This window comes from Priestia sp. JNUCC 25, from assembly GCF_053667915.1.
The window spans coordinates 2230623-2249142 of the sequence record NZ_CM132211.1 but is presented as its reverse complement, the minus strand read 5'-3'; the positions used below and the strand labels follow the sequence as shown (position 1 = coordinate 2249142).

Sequence of the window (18520 nt, the reverse complement as noted above, 5' to 3'; positions counted from 1 at the left end):
CTTACCTCATAGGGTCGTCATTTTTATTTACCGTCATGCAAAAGATATTTTGTTAAAAATTACATAATTATACGGTTTTTGGTCAAATTAATAAAAACTATAGTAAGGGTGCTTTCATTTATGCCTTCGTTCTTTAAAAATCAAAAATCTAAAAATAAACTTCAACCTCAGGCAGATCAAACAAAAAACGAACAAACAGTGTCTTCTCTTAAGAATCTGCTGTCTGAAAACCTTACCCTCATTAAAGAGAAAACTGGAAACAGCTGAGATATTGTGATTCGTCATTTTAAAATAGGCGTCAATAACAGCTTGGCTGCTGCTATCGTCTACATAGAAGGGATTGTAGATAATCAGGCTATTCAAGATTACTTACTGCAGTCTCTTATGAAAGATAATCAAAAAAACGACCTAAACAATCAAAATGCATTAGAGTTAATTTCCGAAGACATCGTAACAATGGGTAACGTATCGTTTGCAGACAACTGGAATGATTTATTTTCTTCTTTAATGTCCGGTGACAGCCTTCTTATTGTCGACGGCATAAACCGCGTACTCAGCGTGAGTACACAAGGCGGTGAAAAGCGTGCCATTGCAGAATCTACTACCCAAATGGTAGTGCGGGGACCAAAAGGTGCCTTCACTGAGTCTATTGGCACAAACTTAGCCATGGTGCGCCGAATTATTAAAACACCCGACTTATGGCTAGAGTCGATGAAGATTGGCCAGGTAACTAAAACGGATGTCACTCTTATGTATATTCATGGCATCGCAAACGATAAAGTTGTAAAAGAAATTCGAAAGCGATTAAAAAACATTGATATTGATAGTGTTTTGGAATCAGGTTATGTTGAGCAGCTAATTGAAGAGCAAACGGTCACTCCTTTTCCAACTATTTATAATACAGAAAGACCCGATGTGGTGGCGGGTAACCTTTTGGAAGGAAGAATTGCTATTTTTGTGGATGGAACTCCTTTTGTACTTATCGCTCCAGCTTTGTTCATTCAATTTTTCCAATCGGCTGAAGATTACTACGCACGCTTTGATATTGCGACGTCCATTCGTCTTTTGCGGGTGTTTATGTTTATGATTTCACTTATCGCTCCTGCTATGTATGTGGCGGTTACGACATTTCATCAAGAGATGGTACCCACAACGCTTATTGTAGCTCTTGCGGCACAGCGAGAATCCGTTCCATTTCCCGCGTTCGTGGAAGCTTTTTTTATGGAAGTCACCTTTGAAATTTTGCGTGAAGCAGGGATTCGTTTACCAAAAGCTATCGGCTCTGCTGTATCGATCGTTGGAGCTCTTGTTATTGGGCAAGCAGCGGTCCAAGCAGGGATCGTCTCACCAGCTATGGTTATTATTGTATCGATTACAGCCATTGCTAGCTTTGCCACACCGTCTTTCGATATGGCTATTTCAGCGCGTTTAATTCGTTTTTTATTTATATTAGGAGCGGCTACATTCGGTTTCTATGGCATTATCCTTATTCTTTTAATGGGGGTTGGACACCTGTGCAGCTTACGTTCATTTGGTGTTCCTTACATGACGCCATTAGCACCCTTTATTCCTGTAAGCAATGAAGATACATTGCTTCGGTTACCTTGGTGGACGATGAGAAGAAGACCTAAATTAATTAGTGATAACAAAGTTCGTCAAAGCAAACATCAAAAGCCTGAGCCTCCTTCTTCAAGAGGCATGATTAATCAGGAAATGGAAGAAGATGATCAAAATGAAACGTAAAAGTTTATTTTTACTGGTAATGACCATAATGATGGTATTGCTTACTAGCTGCTGGAGTAAAAAAGAGTTAACGGACCTTTCATTTGTATCGGCAATGGGCAGTGATAAAATGAAAGACGGGCGGTATGAGCTTACCTTTCAAATTATTAACCCGGGAAATGTAGCTGGCTTACAAGGGGGCGGCGGTACTCAAAGTCCGCCTGTTACGATCTATTCCGCTTCCGGTGATAATTTAGTTGAAGCAAGCAGACGCGCTTCAGCTAGAATTTCCCGAAGACTTTATTATGCCCATACCAACTTAGTCGTGATCGGAGAAAAACTAGCGCGTGAAGAAGGAATTAACATTCTTATTGATTCTATTGATCGCGATCCTGAGTTTCGAATTACGACTTCCTTAGTAATCGCAAACCAATCAAGTGCTGCTGATTTGGTAAAAGCACTAACGCCTGTCGATAAAATTCCAGCAAACAAAATTATGAAAACGCTGGAGTTCACTCAAAGAAAATGGGGAGAAAACCTAAAGGTTTCCTTTCAAGAAGTGATGAGATCTCTCGAATCTCCCGGAGGAGAAGCGCTAGTATCGGGTTTTCGTTTAGTTGGAAATCCTCAACAAGCAGAAAAATTAGATAATCTCCAGCAAAGCGCACCAGAAGCTACCCTTCGTGCTTCTGGCATTGCTGTTTTTAAAAATGGAAAGTTAATCGACTGGTTGTACAATAGTCCAGCCAGAGGCAGTGTTTGGATCCTTGATAAAATACAAGGAACCGATATTAATGTAGATTGGAAAGGAAAAAAAGAAGCGCTTGCCTATCAAACAGTTCGTCAAAAAACGGATGTATCTGTAAAAATGATAAAAGGAAAACCTTATGCGTCCGTTCATACTCGTGTAGAAGGCGATCTTGGAGAAGTGGAGGTCCCTGTTGATACACGTCAACCTGCTGTAATCAAAAAAATGGAAAAAGCTGCAGGTAAAGAAATAAAAAAAGAATTACAAACGGCTATTAAACAAGCTCAGACAGACAAAGTTGATATCTTTGGATTTGGAGAAGCGCTGGAACGCACGCGCCCCAATCAGTGGGAAAAACTCAAATCAGAATGGGATGACGTTTACTTTCCAAAATTAGATGTAGACGTTACGGTAGAAGCTTATATTCGCCGAACAGGTCTGCGCAATAAATCATTTCTTTCTAGCGTAAAAGAAAAACAACACTAAGACAAGGAGGTACTGGGTATATGGAAAAAGCAAAAATTAGCGCCACTCAATTATTTATTCTCATGGTTTTATTTGAACTGGGAAGCGCTCTATTAGTCCCTCTTGCAATGGGAGCGAAACAAGATGCGTGGCTAGCTATTTTAATTGGAATGCTGTGCAGCTTTTTTTCTTCTTAATCTATCATAAACTCTATTCCTACTATCCGGACCTCCTGCCTACAGAGTATATGCAGAAAATTTTAGGTAAGGTACTGGGAACACTTCTTGCCTTCATATATATTGTGTATTTTTTATACGATGCATCGCGAGTTCTGAGAGATTTCGGAGAGATGCTTCTTACTTTTGCTTATCCGGATACGCCTTTATTTATTGCCAATGCTTTATTGATGCTGGTCATTATCTATATAACCCGAAAAGGAATTGAAGCAATAGCGAGGTCAGGAGAGCTTCTGTTTATTTTTATGTATTTTCTGGCTATTGCAGGCTTCATCTTAATTATTAGCTCAGGATTAATTGATTTTAAGAACTTACAGCCGGTATTAAAAGAAGGAATACTTCCTGTTGCCAAAGTTGCTTTAACCGAAACGCTGTATTTCCCTTTCACAGAAGCTATTGTATTTACCATGCTTCTGCCTTATTTAAGCAACCCTAAAAAAGCAAATGTCACCATGCTATGCGCAACGGGATTAAGCGGAATTAATCTAATTATTACGATGATCATTAACATTAGCGTGCTTGGAGTTGATTTGACGACAAGATCACAGTTCCCTCTTCTGAGTACTGTCCAAACAATCCAAGTAGCTGATTTTTTAGAGCGTCTAGATGTATTTTTTATGTTCGCTATGGTTATTGGGATTTATTTTAAAGTTAGCATCTTGTTTTATGCTTCTATAATAAGTACAGCTACTTTATTTAAAATTAAATCTCCTTCACGTCTGGCATATCCTTTAGGCATCATTGTGTTGTTTTTGTCGATTACGATCGCTAGTAATTTTCAAGAGCATCTTTATGAAGGATTGCACGTAGCAAGATTGCTTTTACATATGCCACTTTTTGCTGTCGTACCTATACTGCTTCTGCTTATCGCATTTTTTAAGAATAGGAAGCGGCAGCAGAGACAATAACAATAAATTTGCAGTTAGTGAGGTGATTTTCGTGTATATATGGTTTTATGATCATTTTGTTAATACCATCTTATTTCCGCTTACTTGTATCATACTAGTGTGCCTATCATTAGGACTGTATGCATACGTTAAGCTGAAAAAACTAAAAAATTGATACTAGATGGCTATTTCTCTCATTCAAAACAAGAAAGATACAACGAGATAAAAAGCAACTGTTATTCCTGCTGCAATTAAAGCTGGTTTTAATTTATACTTAGCATATTCAATAACAGATAAATCTAATATTTTGGCGATGGTATTCGTATCGTCGCTTAAAGGTGAAGAAAACGCTCCAAATGAACCGCTCGCAAATACCGCACCGATAATCAACGGTAAAGAAAGGTCTGCAGAACTTGCAAGCGATACGCCAAGCGGCATTAAAATCCCCCACGTCCCCCAAGCAGACCCGATAAAGTAAGAAATAGCAGCTCCAAACACAAACATAAAAGGAGTGACAAACATTTGAGGAATCCACTTAGAATGTGCCGTCACGAAATTCGAAAAACCCAAGTCTTCTGTAACAGCGGATAATCCCCATACTACCGATAACAACAGAATAACGGACATTAAGTCATTGCCTCCTGTGATAAAACCATTAAGCAAATTCTGTAATGTAAAGCGCTGAAATAAGAAAAAAATGAGGGTAATTAACGTAGTCATAATCAAAGCTACTACCATCGCTTCTAGTACGTCTGCTTTAATAAATGCTTCAAAAAAGGTGTGACTTTTATGATGTCCACTCCACCATGTTAAAAGTAAGGTGAGTGAGATCACGACAAGTAAAGGCACTAAGAGATTCCAAGGCTTAGAAGGCAAATCCTTCGATACGCAAGGATGACAATCATGCCAATCTTTTTCGTCTTCTTCCTCAAGCTTCATAGGAGCCGTAGATGTTGAATGATGAAAAAAGCTTAAATAAATCCCTACTAAAATAATTACAATCGAAAAGAAATTATAAGGAATACTTTGAATGAACAAAGAATAAGCGTCTTGTTTTATGCCTTGATGATCAATCGCCATTTGAATGATTGATACCATATATCCTACAAATGCCGTTGCCACAGGAATTAAGACGATAACAGGAGTAGCAGTTGTTTCAATAACAAAACCTAGCTCTGCTGTCGTCATTTTCACTTTTTTCAGCAGCGCTCTCATGATGGGCGCGATCGTAACAAAACGAAATGTCGGAGCACTGAATGTCCCAATGGTTGAAACATAGGTTAAAATAAGGGCTTTTTTTCTTGTATCAATTCTTTCTGCAGCAGTTTCCACAAACCCCTTAACTCCTCCAGCCATCTTAATCATTCCGATAAGCCCTGAAAACGCGTATAAAAAGACGACGATTTCTATATTACTTTTATTTCTAAGAGCTTGTACAACGTAGTGAAGTAGCTTTTCAACACCTCCAATAATCGAATGATCAATCAAATAAGCGCCTACTAATAAGCCCAAAAACAACCCTGGCAGCACTTGTTTGGTGAAAATAGCTATTGGAATAACAATTAAAAACGGTATAATGGAAAACCAACTAGATTCCATAGGACTCTCCCCTATCTTAAAAACCATATTAGATGTCTTCACGTATCGTTCATTAGCTTTTAATGTAACCCCAATATTATGTGTATATTCACGAAAACAACACGTATAAGCAGTACTGCTTTAATAAAATATTTCTGATTAAAAACAGCATAATAAAACTCTTTATTTCTACAACAAAAAAAGCAGTTTGCACATGCAAACTGCTTTTGAAAAGAAGCGGAAGACGAGGTTCGAACTCGCGACCCCCACCTTGGCAAGGTGGTGTTCTACCACTGAACTACTTCCGCGCATATATGAAAGTAAAGATGCGGGTGAAGGGACTTGAACCCCCACGTCATAAGACACTAGATCCTAAGTCTAGCGCGTCTGCCAATTCCGCCACACCCGCGTGTGAACTAAAAGATAACTTCAAAATGGCAGGGGCAGTAGGAATTGAACCCACACTGACGGTTTTGGAGACCGTAGTTCTACCTTTAAACTATGCCCCTAGAAATGATTTCTTCAAAAGAACCTCGTTTATTAACGACGCTATATCATAATAAAACATATATGGAATTTCGTCAATAGGTCTTTTGATAAATCATAACTAGTACTAGCAGTTTCAAAAAAACTGTGAGGCATATCACAGCTTTTTACACATTCCCTTCACCAGCTGCAGTCTTCTTTAATCTCCGCTATTTGTTTTTAGAGACTCTACTGTAACACAGTACTATACAAAATGTCTCCAAAATCGCGTAAAGACCGAAAGAATATGTAGAAGTGCAGATTTTACAGGAGGCGCGTTTTTTTGAGAATCCGTATTAAAATCCACAGGTTCTCCCTCATTTCCCACAAGCATACTGTGAGAAATTTTAGTTTCAATAGCTCCTGTTAACTCGGCTGCAAATTCTTTACTATCTATCATAACCATGGATTCAGTATTTAAAAATGCAGAGCGGGAATCTAAGTTAAAAGAACCAACTGCACTTAAACGCTGATCATAAACAACAGATTTCCCGTGAATTGAATAGGGCTTTTGATATTCATAAAGCTTTGAACCAGCTTTTATGACGTGATTCTTCACTCCCAAGTATGCAGAAAAAGCCATAGCATTTGGAGTGGATGTAATAGAATTAGTTAAAATAATTCTTTGTACTTTGGGTTTTACCCGCTTATCTATATACCGTTCCATCTCTTTTGTTGGTACGATATAAGGGCTTTGAACAACAATGGATTTTTCAGCTTGTTGGGAAAGCTTAATAAATGTTTTCCATATAAAAGGGCTTTTATTAATTCTCTGAATAGGATTTGTAATAAAAGAAACCTTTCTTGTAGGCATCGTTGATTCTCTCCATACAATATAAGGATGGACAAAAGGTTCGTTTGCTTTTTTTGCCTTTTCGTATTGATCTATCAACAATTTTTTTCCTGAAAGACCACGAAATTGTTTAGTCTTCTTGAGCTTTTGAAAAGCTTTGCGTGTATACGGATGAGTCCATAATTTCTCTACATACTTCTCCATTGAGAGAATGACACTATGACTTTCTTGCTTTGTGTTATAAATCAGCACATCACGGTCATAGACAAAATTTTTATCTGGTTGACTGGCCAAGTATTTATCTCCAATATTTCGTCCTCCAATAATACCTAATTGGCCATCGACTACTATTATTTTATCGTGAAGACGATTATGCCAGGTCCAAGGTTTAAAAATAGTGAAGGGCTCATAGTACTTTAATTCTATATTATTGTGGAAAGCTAGAGCATAAAGAACATTTTTTCTCTTGCCTTTTAATCCATGAGAGATCCCGTCTAATAGCACTCGAATACGTATACCTCGATCCGCAGCTTCGAATAAAGCGCCCATAAGTAAATCCGAAGAACGACCTTTACCGATGGAAAAGTAAGCAATATCAATTGTATGCCTCGCTTCTTGAATCATCTGCATCCGAACAAGCCCTGAAAAATAACCGTTTTCCAAAAGCATAACCCGGTCTGTGGATTCTTCCTTTCCGTAAAAATTCTCAGTATTCATTACTTTTAAGTCTTTTCCCTTGTGCAAAGGGACATAAAACAGTACCACTGCAGTTACGAATACATATATGAAGTACAATACGACAATCATTATTAGTATATTTATTAGCATGTTCCTGTCACAATCCCTTTCCATTCTTATCGTTCTGTTTTTATTAGGATTCTTACTTTTTTAACTTCTATACCTTTTAAAATAAGAATGGAATGATGGATTATTTGTTACACCACTGTTGATTTCCGTGCAAGTCTTCGCCTTTCCCCCAAACAATAGCCAGAAGCAATTATATACACGAAACCTACGTTCACACTACCAATAAAAAAAGCAGAAGTTCATTATCTTCTGCTTTTACAATTTATACCCTATTGTGAACCTGTTCTAAGTAAAACAGCGGCTCTTTTATTGATTAAGGTTGTTCTCCATATCTTTTATATCTTGCTGAAACTCTGTTAAACGCTGACGCTGTGTTTCAGAAGCATTTTCAAGCGCATTCTCAATTTGCTGAGAGGCTTCATTCACTTCACCTATCGCTTGCTTCGCTTCATGGCCGTACGATGCATCATTTTTAGCTTCATTTGCCTGTTCATATGCATCTACTGCTTCTTTATGCCCCTGCTGTGCTGCTTGAAACGATTGTTGTTTATCTTTATTGTATGGGAATTTTTTCATCATAGTGCTCCTTTCCATTTGTTCACTCTTTAGTGTGGCATTTTTCTACATATTCATACAACGCTTCAATAGGTTAAAGCTAAGTGTATATTCCTCATAACAAACCCCTCAATCATATAAGAGCCCTAGAAAATATCTTCTATCTCCTGAAATACTTTCTATATTCTACAGAAATGTATAATGACTTTCTGTAGCGGACATCATACGAATAGCTTATCTGAACGAAAAAATGTATTGGGGTTGACTGCATGCACTTGTTTCTTTCCTTTTTGATCATTTGTGCAGGGATTATATGGATGGAAATAAAAAGATTACCTCAACACTCTCATAAAAAGGAACGGAACATTTTTATTGTGTTCATGACAATCAGTATCATAATCGCTCTTGCAAAAATCTTTCGGCTGCCTCTACCGAACCCTTCTGATTGGGTAGAAGTAATGTTTCAACCTTTAAGTCACTTATTATTCCGTTGGATCACTTAATTAGTGTATATGGCAAAAGGATGTGCTCATTTTGCTTAATGAAATCAATATTTCAGCTGCGCAGTTTCGCAAATTAGTAACTTTGTATAGCATCGGAAGCACAATTATTGTTGTACCTGCCGCTATTACAGCTGATGCTCATCAAGATGCCTGGATTGCCGCACTCGTCGGTGTTGCATTAGGAATTGGCTTAGTTTTGCTTTTTACCTCACTAGGAAAAATGTTTCCAACGCTTACGCTGATGGAAATGAACGAAAAAATTTTTGGCAAACTATTTGGAAAGATTGTTTCTGCTGTTTTTGTGTTATCCAATTTATTTATCAGCAGTCAAGTTCTTTACTATGTAGGGAATTTTCTCACTACACAAATTCTTCCCTACACCCCGCTTACAGCCATCCACATTGCATTTATGGGTGTGGTCATCGTAGGAGTACGCCTAGGAATAGAGGTTATTGCACGAAGTGCCGAGATTTTATTCCCTTGGTTTGTCGGATTATTCGGGCTTCTCATTGTGTCTATGATCCCTCAAATTAAAATAGAGCATCTTCAGCCTGTGTTCGAAATCCATCCAAAAGCTTTTATTCGTGCTGTTTTAACGTTTTTAAGCATAAGTTCTTTGACTTATACGATTCTGCTTATGATTTTCCCTTCCCATACACCAGACACGAAAAAGGCAACTCAATCTTTTTATATAGGTAATGTAGCCGGTGGACTAGTGATGGTTACGTTAATCTTACTCGGAATTTTAGTACTTGGTCCTTATTACTCCCAAATCACCATGTTTCCAAGCTATGAATTAGGAAGAAGAATTGATGTAGGAAACTTTCTTCAAGGAATTGAAGTAGTCATTGCTATTTTGTGGTTTATTACTCTCTTTTTTAAGCTTTGCATTTACTTTTACGCTACTCTTTTGGGGTTTGCCAATGTATTTCATATAAAGGATTACAAGCTATTTTCTTTTCCAGTCGCACTCATCATGATTACCCTTTCCCTTATTGTGTATCCAAGCGTTTCTTATCAAAAGGATTGGGATACAAAAACGTGGATTCCCTACAGCTTACTTGTAGGCATCTTATATCCACTTTTCCTTTTAATTGCAGGGTTTATTCAAAACAAAAAGCGGCGTTCTAGCAATGGATAGAAACTCAAAAACCTTTAATAAAGAATGCACCTTCAGTATAAGTAATTATTTTTCAGGAAAATATAACACTAATTATTCATGTATAGGAGCTAGTGTATGCTAGGGGTATTGGGTTTACTTATCGTTTGCACGCTCGTCATTTGGTTTGAAGTACCTAAACTACGGCATAAAAAAGCGAAGAAAGAACTGTGGCTATTCTATACAGTTCTTGCAATCGGAATGGTGGTAAGCATCTGTAAAGCACTTGGTTTAAATGTTCCAAATCCTTCTGATTTATCAGCTGCTATCTTCAAGCCAATCAGCATATTTTTATTTCATTTATTATCTTAATACGTTAAGACGAGGAAGTGAATACAGTGAAACCTGTAGTTAAAATTTCAACGATTCAATTTCGCATGCTCGTTATGCTTTATACAATTGGAAGCACAATTGTTATTGCTCCAGCAGCTATGACTGTAGATTCCAAACAAACCGCTTGGATTCCAGCTATCCTTGGAGTAGTATGCGGATTTGTATTAGTAAAAGTATATATAGCTCTCGGACTGTTATTTAAAGATAAAAATCTGATAGAAATCAATGAAGCAGTGTTTGGAAAATATCTAGGAAAAGGTGTATCTTGTTTATTTGTCACGTCTACTGTCATAACATGCAGCCGCATTGTATACTACGTGGGGAGTTTTTTAAATACACATATTATGATGGAAACGCCGCTGATTGCTATTCACATTATTTTTATGCTTGTGGTTGTGTTCGGAGCAAGACTCGGACTAGAAACCATCGCACGCTGCTGTGAAATATTTTTCCCTTGGTTTATTGGCCTTCTCGGAATTTTCATCTTCTCACTGACTCCTCAAATGAAAGTCCAAAACCTTATGCCTTTATTAGATATTCACTTAAAGCCGCTGACTCATTCGGTTTTCATCTTTCTTAGCATCACTTATTTTACTTTTGCTCCTTTAATGATGGTATTTCCTCTTCATTTAAGAAAACCTGAAAAAGGTGCTAAAGCTTTAATGAGCGGAAGTCTGTTAGGTGGATTTATTATGGTAGCGATCATTCTCTTTTGTATAATGGTTATTGGCTCTTATCATTCTTCAACTACCATGTTTCCTGTATACGAAATGGCTAAGCGAATTGAGCTGGGGAATTTTTTGCAAGGAATTGAAGTAATTATTGCTATTATATGGTTTCTTACTCTTTTCTTTAAAGTTTCTCTTTATTTTCATGCTTCTATCGCTGGGCTTTGCCACATTTTTAACGTTAACGAAACTCGATTTCTAACGTTACCGATGGGGTTAATCGTTACAACTTTTTCTATTATCGTTTATCCAACTATTATCTATCAAAAAACATGGTTAGCCGAAACGTGGATTCCCTATAGTTTTTTCGTAGGGGCTTTTTATCCTTTTATTCTTCTTATTATAGGCTGGATCCGCTTTAGACCTGCTAAAATAAAAAAGATAATAAAATCTACATAAAAAAAGCAGGTAGTCACCTGCTTTTTTTATGCTTGAAGCGCTTGAAGTCCTGCTTGGTTTAAGAAATGCCAAGGCTTATTAAAGTGCGGTTGAAAGAAAAAGTCCATAAAGCCAAGCTCATCGATGGTCATTTCCTGCTGTACACATACAGACAATGTATTGATTGCTTGAGTAGCATCAATTTTAGAAATAACCTGTGCGCCTACAATTCGTCTTGTTTCTTCTTCAAATACTACTTTCAACGTAATATTTTCGTACGTTGGCATGAATTCAGGTCGGTTATTCTCTGATATTGTGATACTTTTCACATTCATATCAAAAAGAGAAGCTGCTGTTTCAGTTATGCCGGTAGATGCAACATTGTAATCGTAAATATGCAGACCTGACGTTCCTTGTGTTCCCATATACTTAATCGTTGACTTAACAAGGTTTTGAGCTACTAATGTTCCCATTCTAACTGCATTTGTAGCAAGCGGAATATAGGCATGTTTCTTAATCGGATTATAGTAAATGGCACAGCTATCTCCGGCAGCAAATATATCTTTTTTGCTTGTTTGCATATATTCATCAACCACAATTGCGCCGTTTGGAAGCATGTCTACTTGTCCTTTTACTAAGTCTGTATTTGGACGGAAGCCAACACACAGAATAACAAGATCCGCTTCGTATTCGCCTTCAGTTGTCACTACTTTTTCAACAGATCCCTCACTGCCTACAAATTTAGTAACCGCTTGGTTTAATGCTAATTTAACTCCTCGATTTTCAAACTCAGTTTCCATTAGATTCGTAAATTCTGGATCAAGATATTTATTTAAAATGCGATCAGCACTATCAATAAACGTGACTTCTTTTCCATACACTTCGAATGCTTCTACTAATTCTGCACCAATATAGCCCGCACCAATTACGGCTATTTTCTTCGCTTGCTTCGCTTTTTCAATAATGTGATTAGCATGCTGATAGTTTTTACAAAGCACAACATTATTTAAATCGATGCCTTCAAGGTTTGGAATGATCGGCCATGATCCAGTTGTCATCACTAATTTATCAAATGTATCTTCAAATTCTTCGTTGGTTTCTAAATTTCGTACAGCTATTTTTTTACCATCTGTATCAATATTCGTAACTTCATGTTTCATTTTCATATTTACACCCATCTCTTGCAATTCAGACGGTGAAGAGTAAAATAAGCCATTTGCATCTTTTACGACCCCGCCTACATAGAGCGCAATTCCACAAGACAAAAATGAAACATTATCATTTCGCTCATAAACTGTAATTTTAGCTTCTGGATAAAGTTCTGCCATATTTTTTACTGCTGCCGTTCCTGCATGTGTACACCCTACTACTGCAATTTTCATAGATGATATCCCCCTTAGGATTATAGAAAATATGATATTGTGAATTTATTCACATATATTGTGAAATGTTTCACATATCTTTTACAATTCTTATTATACAAACATGTTTGTCCTTTTTCAAGAGGTATGTGAAAAAAATCACATACTTTTTTTAAAAAAATATGTTACAGGGTTCTTTAAATAGCTTTGAAGCTTGATATGATGCGCTTTTCTTGCTGATGCGCTGTTGATGAAAAACTTCATCAGCTTGTTTTTTTACGTAGAAACTTACTATCCAATGCACTCTCCATCCAAAAAAATAAGACGGATAAAAGAATCATCGCTAAAATAGATAAACGAATTCCGCTCACAAGCAAGTCTGCTATGTAAACTGATAGAAAAGTAAAAAATATATCTACAGAAGCTGCAAATGTTACAAATAGTACTCTATTCAGTCTGGCATTCTTCATTAAAAAAATGAGTGTCTTTGAAAAAAGCTATAAAGCCAAATACAAAAATAAAAAATAGAAATAAATATATGGCCCAGTAGGACTCATATTCCACTCCTATTACTTTAAGGAAGCCTATAAAACCAAAAAAATAGCTTCCCATTAGTATCGCTAAAATGATTAGTACCATCGCTCCTACTATAAAGAACGCGATTAAACGATCCATTCCCCTGCTTTTTCTTTTCATTGTTCCACTCCACCTTACTTACTCATCACTTAATCCATATTATACGAAAAAAGTGCGATACCGTGGTATCGCACTTTTCTAGATTATTTATCTTTTTTATCTTGAAGGGCTTGTTTTAAAGCATCACCCAAGCTTGAACCAAATGCTCCGTCATCATTATATTTGTTAAGAAGCTTTCGTTCTTCTCGTTTTGAAATCTTTTTCTTTTTGTCCTCAGCTTTCTCCACTACTTGACATGAACGGCATTGGAAATACGTGCCCGCTTTTCCTGAATGAATTTCCATTCGCTTGTGACACTGCGGACAGCGTCGATTCGATAGTTTAGGGTCTTTTGCGCGTCTATAGCTGCACTCAAGGCTTGAACAAACGAGCACTCTTCCTTGCTTTGTTTTCTTTTCTTTCAAGAAAGAACCGCATTCCGGACATTTAGAGCCCGTTAAATTATGAGGTTTGTACGTTTGATTACTCGTTTTTACTTGCTTAACTAGCTTTTCTGTTTGTTCGCGAATATTTGTTAAGAACTCTTTTGCATTTCCTTTTCCTTTAGCAATTGCTTCTAAGTCACGTTCCCACTTAGCCGTAAGCTCAGGCGACTTTAACTCATCTGCTACTAGGTCAATCAGCTGCTTTCCTTTTTTGGTTGCGTGCAGACGATTGTTTTGGCGATCAATGGACTCATTTTGCAGAAGTTTTTCAATAATATCTGCACGTGTTGCCGGAGTACCTAAATTATGTTTTTCCATTTGTCCAAGAAGATCCGCTTCTGTATAGCGCTGCGGCGGCTCTGTAAATGCACTTTTCATCGTTACATCTTGAATGAGCAGCTTGCTGCCTTCTTCCATATCAGGCAGCTTCACCGTTGCTTCTGAGTCTCCACCAGAAACTTTTTTGAAGCCTGCATTCACGACTTGCTTTCCGCTTGCTACTAACTGTTCCCCATTTACTTCAAGCTCTGCTTTAACCACTTCATACTCATATTCAGGATAAAATAATGAAATAAATCGCTTTGCAATTAAGTCATACAGCTTTCGTTCATCAGCTGATAAGTCCTGTAGAAACACGGGCTGATCCGTTACGATAATAGCATGGTGATCACTTACTTTTTCGTTATTAACCACTCGCTTTGGCAACTGTGCATTTCTTAAAATTGAACGAACCTCTTCTTTATATACAGCAGAGATGCTTTCCAAACGCTCTTTCATAGTAGAAACCATATCTGTTGTTAAATAACGGGAATCTGTACGTGGATATGTGACTAACTTATGCTGTTCATATAACTTTTGAAGTACATTCAATGTCTTCTTAGCAGAGAAGTTAAAGCGTTTGTTAGCATCCCGCTGCAGTTCGTTTAAGTCATAAGGAAGCGGCTGCGCTTCTTTATGCATTTTGCGCTTAATTGTTTTTACAACTGCCTCACCTGATAATTTTGAGTGCAGCTCTTTTGCGCGTTTTTCATCAAAAATGCGCTTTTCATTGCCCTTTTGCCAAGCCGCTTCAAAAGATGAAAACTGAGCTGTAAGCGTCCAATATTCACTAGGTTTGAATGTGTTAATTACTTGTTCACGCTCAATTATCATCGCAAGCGTCGGAGTTTGTACCCTTCCTGCCGACAATGGTTCTTCGTATTTAGTCGTTAACGCTCTCGTCACGTTTAAACCGATAAGCCAATCAGCTTCTGAACGGCAAACGGCTGAATCATACAAGCGATTAAACTCTGTTCCTGGTTTTAACTGTTTAAACCCGTCACGAATTGCTTTATCCGTTTGAGACGAAATCCAAAGGCGTTTAAACGGCTTGTTCCAGCGTACCTTTTCCATAATCCAGCGTGCTACAAGTTCTCCTTCACGCCCTGCATCAGTCGCAATAATTAACTCTCCAATATCCTTTCTTTTTGCTAGATCGGATACTGTGCGAAACTGAGAACTCACTTTACGAATTACTTTTAATTTCATTTTCTCAGGCATGATTGGCAGATCTTCTAATCGCCACGTTTTATATTGGTTATCATAATCCTCTGGTGTTTGTAATTCAACTAAATGACCGAGTGCCCATGTTACGACATACTTTGGTCCTTCAATATACCCTTTTTTTGTTTGGGTGCTGCCAAGTACGCGCGCAAGATCACGTGCTACACTTGGCTTTTCTGCTAATACAAGTGATTTCATTTTATGTATACCTCCAATTCACTTGTTCCATTATACATGATTGTATACTTTTTGTACGACTTCAAGATTAAGTTTACATAATAATATTATAATAAATAAAGCTGAAGAATTTCTCTTCAGCTTCTAGCTACTTCTTTTTATAAAATAGTCGCGAGATAATTAAACCGATAGCTCCTAAGACGATAAATAACAAGGCCCGTATAGCCATTGGGATAAAAGGTAAATCGTATAAAACAAGTTTAAAAAGTGTTAAGAACAAAATGCCCACACCGATATACGTTGCTGTTTTAAACGTTTTAAGTGATCCTATTACAAATGCTGCAATGGACAGTCCTAACCAAACGGCCGTCATAATAAGCGTTTGCGGATTAGCGGAAAGATGATTGGTGCCAGCGGCCGTAACTTCCGTTGCAAAAATTAAAGAAAGAATAGAAAAAACAATACTTCCTCCAATTTTGAACGTATCGTGCTCATCCTGTTCTGTTTTTTGAATGCTGATCCATATAAATACTAGAATAGAAGCTAACACAACAAGCCAATTTAATGTCGGAAGAGACAGCACTTGTTCGATTGGTGTAACTAAGATATACGTTGCACTCAGTATATAAATTGTATAAGAAAATAGTTGATGAAGTAGATTTTTATACGTCTTGGCGATATAGTAAACAGCAAGTCCTTGAATCACATATAAAATGACTCCTTCTCTTAAATCGACGAGCTGATGAATAAAAAACGCTACTGCAACAATTAAATAGGTAATAAAAAATTCAAATTTCTCTTTAGAACTTCTTACTGCGTAAACACCTACTGCGTAAATAATAACTAGCGCAAGCAGCACCATTGTGGTCGTGCCATCGTCAAGAACGGCGAGCAGCCAGCCGTACGTAACTGCTAAACTCGATAGAAGGGTAAACGCATATACTTGGAGTACGGACTGTGATAGAAAAAAACTAGAAATTAAGCATAAATGCTGAATAAGAATCGCCATACCTAATAACTCTTTTACACCATTATCACCAACAAACGAGTAATAAATGAGTAGCGTAAGATTTAATAGTACCGCGGAAAGAACATATAAAATTGAATATTTTTGTTTGATTGCCACATATAAAAAGGCAATATACAGAAGCATTTCATAGCCAATGAAAACGAGCGCATTAGGCGAATTACTTTCAATAAGAAAAGGAACTAGTACGCCTCCAACCGCGCTAATAATACCTAATGCCTGTGAACGATAAAAGACTGTCGCGATAATCCCTAGGATAATCCAGCTCGCATTTAGTATAAAAGCAAGCGTTGGTCCCGCTAAATGATACAGGCTATGCATCGCAAACGTCGTTAACATGAGAATAGGAATAGCTCCTCCTACAAGTACTCGCCCGAGCACCAACCTGCCCTTTTTAATTTGGAAATGACCTGTCACAGCAAAACCTATTGAAACAACGAAACCGAGAACAACTTTTGCTTTTTCATTCATTAACCCATAGTCAGAGGCTGCTTTAAACCCCCATAATACGCCAATAATAAATACAAAAATAAAAATTCTCGGCAGCCATGTTTGAAAAAGGACTTTTTCCCAATCAACAGGTTCTTCTATTGCCTGTGAGCTTTTAGCTCCTGTTTGAGCAGGACGTTTAGTGGTCTCCTCGCGCTGCTTGGGAGGAGCGTGAACTGTTTTTGATCTTGGAGAATTTGTTTCATATACGAGCGACTTTAGCCTAGCTACGTCTTCTTCTAAACTGCTTATTTTTCGTTCAAGTTCTTCTATTCTTTCTTTTTCCATATTTCCTCACCCTTTCTCTTTAAAGTATTTGTGATGTTTATATGTATATCTTACAGCGATTAACTATTATACCATTAAAAGGAATATCCCTTAGAAACATTCTATTTTTAGCAAAAAAAAATACAGCGCCCTTTTCAAAAGAAAAGTTCGTTGTATAGGATGTGCTGCATTTTTTATGTCACTTTCTCGCTGTATGTACTATGAAATCCCGCTTCGATGTGGGCTACTTGAAAGCTATGGTGACCAATTAAATATTTAACAATATCCACACGGTCAATTTTACCGGGCTTATTGTTCATTGCTTCTCGCACCATAGATTGAAATGTTTCTTTGCAAAACTTCTTTTCATGAAGCAGAATCGTTTCACAATACTCTTCATGGTCTCCCTCTGAAATACGATAATAATGCATTTCTTTCACCCCTTTTTAATGGTATACCTATTACATACCCCAAATATTGCTATTTTAACAAATTAATTTTATTATTCTTTATTTTTCTATATACATGGTTTATAGGGCAACATTTCGAAACTCGTCGTTATAAATGCTAATTTGAAGCCGCTGAGAAAAACGTTCTTGTTCGATATATGTTTCAGGCATTAATCCAACAGGATATACCTTAGGGTTTTCGCCACTGCCTAATATGTATACATACATCTTTCCTTCACTTGTATATCGAACCTTCGTCGAAATACCCCCTTGCCCTTGAAGAGGCGCATAAACAGCTCTTACATTATCTCTTATTTCTTGTACAAACCCATGTAGTTCAATATCAGAATCATAATAATGGTTTGCTTCATACAAGCCGTAAATACGAGACTTATCGATATCACATAATATGTTCCAAAATTCAGATAAATTTTCTTGGAACAACACTTGAATAAAATTTCGTGCAGCTTCTTGCTGTTCGTTTGTTAATTCTTTTGTTAGCGCAAACTCTTCATTTTTTAACATCTCAGTCACCTCCCTTTTGTATGTAATACGACAAGAGATAAAAATAACCTCTTTTTTTCAACTTATTAGCAAGCAATTTATTTTTTTACATTAAAAATTGAAAAGTTATTTTGACTAAGGCGTCAGAATAACTTTTCAATTACTG

Annotated in this window: 13 protein-coding genes, 3 tRNA genes and 2 pseudogenes; 6 read left to right on the top strand and 12 right to left on the bottom strand. The window is 37.1% G+C overall.

The window, feature by feature from the left end:
• The first annotated feature begins 120 nt into the window (after nt 1-120).
• The 3 genes and pseudogenes from JNUCC25_RS11405 to JNUCC25_RS11395 all read left to right on the top strand — a co-directional run bounded on the left by JNUCC25_RS11405 (nt 121) and on the right by JNUCC25_RS11395 (nt 4079).
• Nucleotides 121-1743, top strand: a pseudogene (locus JNUCC25_RS11405) (spore germination protein).
• Nucleotides 1733-2956: a Ger(x)C family spore germination protein gene (locus JNUCC25_RS11400; protein ID WP_454223264.1), complete on the top strand. Its 1224-nt coding sequence runs from the start codon at nt 1733-1735 to the stop codon at nt 2954-2956. The pseudogene JNUCC25_RS11405 and the gene JNUCC25_RS11400 overlap by 11 nt, the downstream one beginning before the upstream one ends.
• A 20-nt stretch (nt 2957-2976) precedes the next feature.
• A pseudogene (locus tag JNUCC25_RS11395) lies at nt 2977-4079 on the top strand (GerAB/ArcD/ProY family transporter).
• A gap of 177 nt (nt 4080-4256) precedes the next feature.
• Here JNUCC25_RS11395 and JNUCC25_RS11390 read toward each other — a convergent pair.
• From JNUCC25_RS11390 to JNUCC25_RS11365, 6 genes are all read right to left on the bottom strand, one after another.
• A complete protein-coding gene (locus tag JNUCC25_RS11390; protein ID WP_043982340.1) occupies nt 4257-5657 on the bottom strand; it encodes a Na+/H+ antiporter NhaC family protein in 1401 nt (466 codons plus the stop codon).
• A 215-nt stretch (nt 5658-5872) separates the two neighbouring features.
• Nucleotides 5873-5944, bottom strand: a tRNA-Gly gene (locus tag JNUCC25_RS11385).
• 19 nt (nt 5945-5963) lie between these two features.
• Nucleotides 5964-6045, bottom strand: a tRNA-Leu gene (locus JNUCC25_RS11380).
• Nucleotides 6046-6071: 26 nt separating this feature from the next.
• A tRNA-Trp gene (locus JNUCC25_RS11375) sits at nt 6072-6145 on the bottom strand.
• A 221-nt stretch (nt 6146-6366) separates the two neighbouring features.
• Nucleotides 6367-7761: a phospholipase D-like domain-containing protein gene (locus JNUCC25_RS11370; RefSeq protein WP_064471649.1), complete on the bottom strand. Its 1395-nt coding sequence runs from the start codon at nt 7759-7761 to the stop codon at nt 6367-6369.
• A 306-nt stretch (nt 7762-8067) separates the two neighbouring features.
• Nucleotides 8068-8337 (bottom strand): hypothetical protein, encoded by a 270-nt coding sequence (locus JNUCC25_RS11365; protein ID WP_013056940.1) that lies wholly within the window; start codon nt 8335-8337, stop codon nt 8068-8070.
• Nucleotides 8338-8841: 504 nt separating this feature from the next.
• Between JNUCC25_RS11365 and JNUCC25_RS11360 the strand changes: the two genes are divergently transcribed.
• The 3 genes from JNUCC25_RS11360 to JNUCC25_RS11350 all read left to right on the top strand — a co-directional run bounded on the left by JNUCC25_RS11360 (nt 8842) and on the right by JNUCC25_RS11350 (nt 11438).
• Nucleotides 8842-9960: a GerAB/ArcD/ProY family transporter gene (locus JNUCC25_RS11360; RefSeq protein ID WP_454223263.1), complete on the top strand. Its 1119-nt coding sequence runs from the start codon at nt 8842-8844 to the stop codon at nt 9958-9960.
• Between the two features lie 96 nt (nt 9961-10056).
• Entirely contained in the window at nt 10057-10290 is a 234-nt protein-coding gene (locus JNUCC25_RS11355) for a hypothetical protein (RefSeq protein ID WP_013056938.1), read from the top strand.
• A gap of 26 nt (nt 10291-10316) precedes the next feature.
• A complete protein-coding gene (locus JNUCC25_RS11350) occupies nt 10317-11438 on the top strand; it encodes a GerAB/ArcD/ProY family transporter (RefSeq protein WP_013056937.1) in 1122 nt (373 codons plus the stop codon).
• 26 nt (nt 11439-11464) lie between these two features.
• Here the strand turns inward: JNUCC25_RS11350 and JNUCC25_RS11345 are convergent, their stop codons facing one another.
• The 6 genes from JNUCC25_RS11345 to JNUCC25_RS11320 all read right to left on the bottom strand — a co-directional run bounded on the left by JNUCC25_RS11345 (nt 11465) and on the right by JNUCC25_RS11320 (nt 18375).
• Nucleotides 11465-12799, bottom strand: a complete 1335-nt coding sequence (locus JNUCC25_RS11345) for an FAD-dependent oxidoreductase (RefSeq protein WP_013056936.1) — start codon at nt 12797-12799, stop codon at nt 11465-11467.
• A gap of 426 nt (nt 12800-13225) precedes the next feature.
• A complete protein-coding gene (locus JNUCC25_RS11340) occupies nt 13226-13474 on the bottom strand; it encodes a hypothetical protein (RefSeq protein ID WP_223272351.1) in 249 nt (82 codons plus the stop codon).
• A gap of 83 nt (nt 13475-13557) precedes the next feature.
• A complete protein-coding gene (locus JNUCC25_RS11335) occupies nt 13558-15639 on the bottom strand; it encodes a DNA topoisomerase III (protein WP_029321603.1) in 2082 nt (693 codons plus the stop codon).
• A 127-nt stretch (nt 15640-15766) separates the two neighbouring features.
• Nucleotides 15767-17422 carry a DUF2339 domain-containing protein gene (locus tag JNUCC25_RS11330; RefSeq protein ID WP_454223262.1) on the bottom strand — a complete coding sequence of 552 codons (1656 nt, stop codon included), beginning with the start codon at nt 17420-17422 and terminating at the stop codon, nt 15767-15769.
• A 173-nt stretch (nt 17423-17595) separates the two neighbouring features.
• Nucleotides 17596-17832 carry a hypothetical protein gene (locus tag JNUCC25_RS11325; RefSeq protein WP_013056931.1) on the bottom strand — a complete coding sequence of 79 codons (237 nt, stop codon included), beginning with the start codon at nt 17830-17832 and terminating at the stop codon, nt 17596-17598.
• Between the two features lie 99 nt (nt 17833-17931).
• Nucleotides 17932-18375, bottom strand: coding sequence for a hypothetical protein (locus JNUCC25_RS11320; protein ID WP_029321599.1), 444 nt, complete (start codon nt 18373-18375; stop codon nt 17932-17934).
• Nucleotides 18376-18520: the final 145 nt, after the last annotated feature.

Excerpts from the sequence above, each read along its gene's own strand:
- JNUCC25_RS11400 (WP_454223264.1), top strand. The coding sequence starts at position 1,733 with ATGAAACGTAAAAGTTTATTTTTACTGGTAATGACCATAATGATGGTA.
- JNUCC25_RS11390 (WP_043982340.1), bottom strand. The coding sequence starts at position 5,657 with ATGGAATCTAGTTGGTTTTCCATTATACCGTTTTTAATTGTTATTCCA.
- JNUCC25_RS11370 (WP_064471649.1), bottom strand. The coding sequence starts at position 7,761 with ATGATTGTCGTATTGTACTTCATATATGTATTCGTAACTGCAGTGGTA.
- JNUCC25_RS11365 (WP_013056940.1), bottom strand. The coding sequence starts at position 8,337 with ATGAAAAAATTCCCATACAATAAAGATAAACAACAATCGTTTCAAGCA.
- JNUCC25_RS11355 (WP_013056938.1), top strand. The coding sequence starts at position 10,057 with ATGCTAGGGGTATTGGGTTTACTTATCGTTTGCACGCTCGTCATTTGG.
- JNUCC25_RS11345 (WP_013056936.1), bottom strand. The coding sequence starts at position 12,799 with ATGAAAATTGCAGTAGTAGGGTGTACACATGCAGGAACGGCAGCAGTA.
- JNUCC25_RS11340 (WP_223272351.1), bottom strand. The coding sequence starts at position 13,474 with ATGAAAAGAAAAAGCAGGGGAATGGATCGTTTAATCGCGTTCTTTATA.
- JNUCC25_RS11335 (WP_029321603.1), bottom strand. The coding sequence starts at position 15,639 with ATGAAATCACTTGTATTAGCAGAAAAGCCAAGTGTAGCACGTGATCTT.
- JNUCC25_RS11330 (WP_454223262.1), bottom strand. The coding sequence starts at position 17,422 with ATGGAAAAAGAAAGAATAGAAGAACTTGAACGAAAAATAAGCAGTTTA.
- JNUCC25_RS11325 (WP_013056931.1), bottom strand. The coding sequence starts at position 17,832 with ATGCATTATTATCGTATTTCAGAGGGAGACCATGAAGAGTATTGTGAA.
- JNUCC25_RS11320 (WP_029321599.1), bottom strand. The coding sequence starts at position 18,375 with ATGTTAAAAAATGAAGAGTTTGCGCTAACAAAAGAATTAACAAACGAA.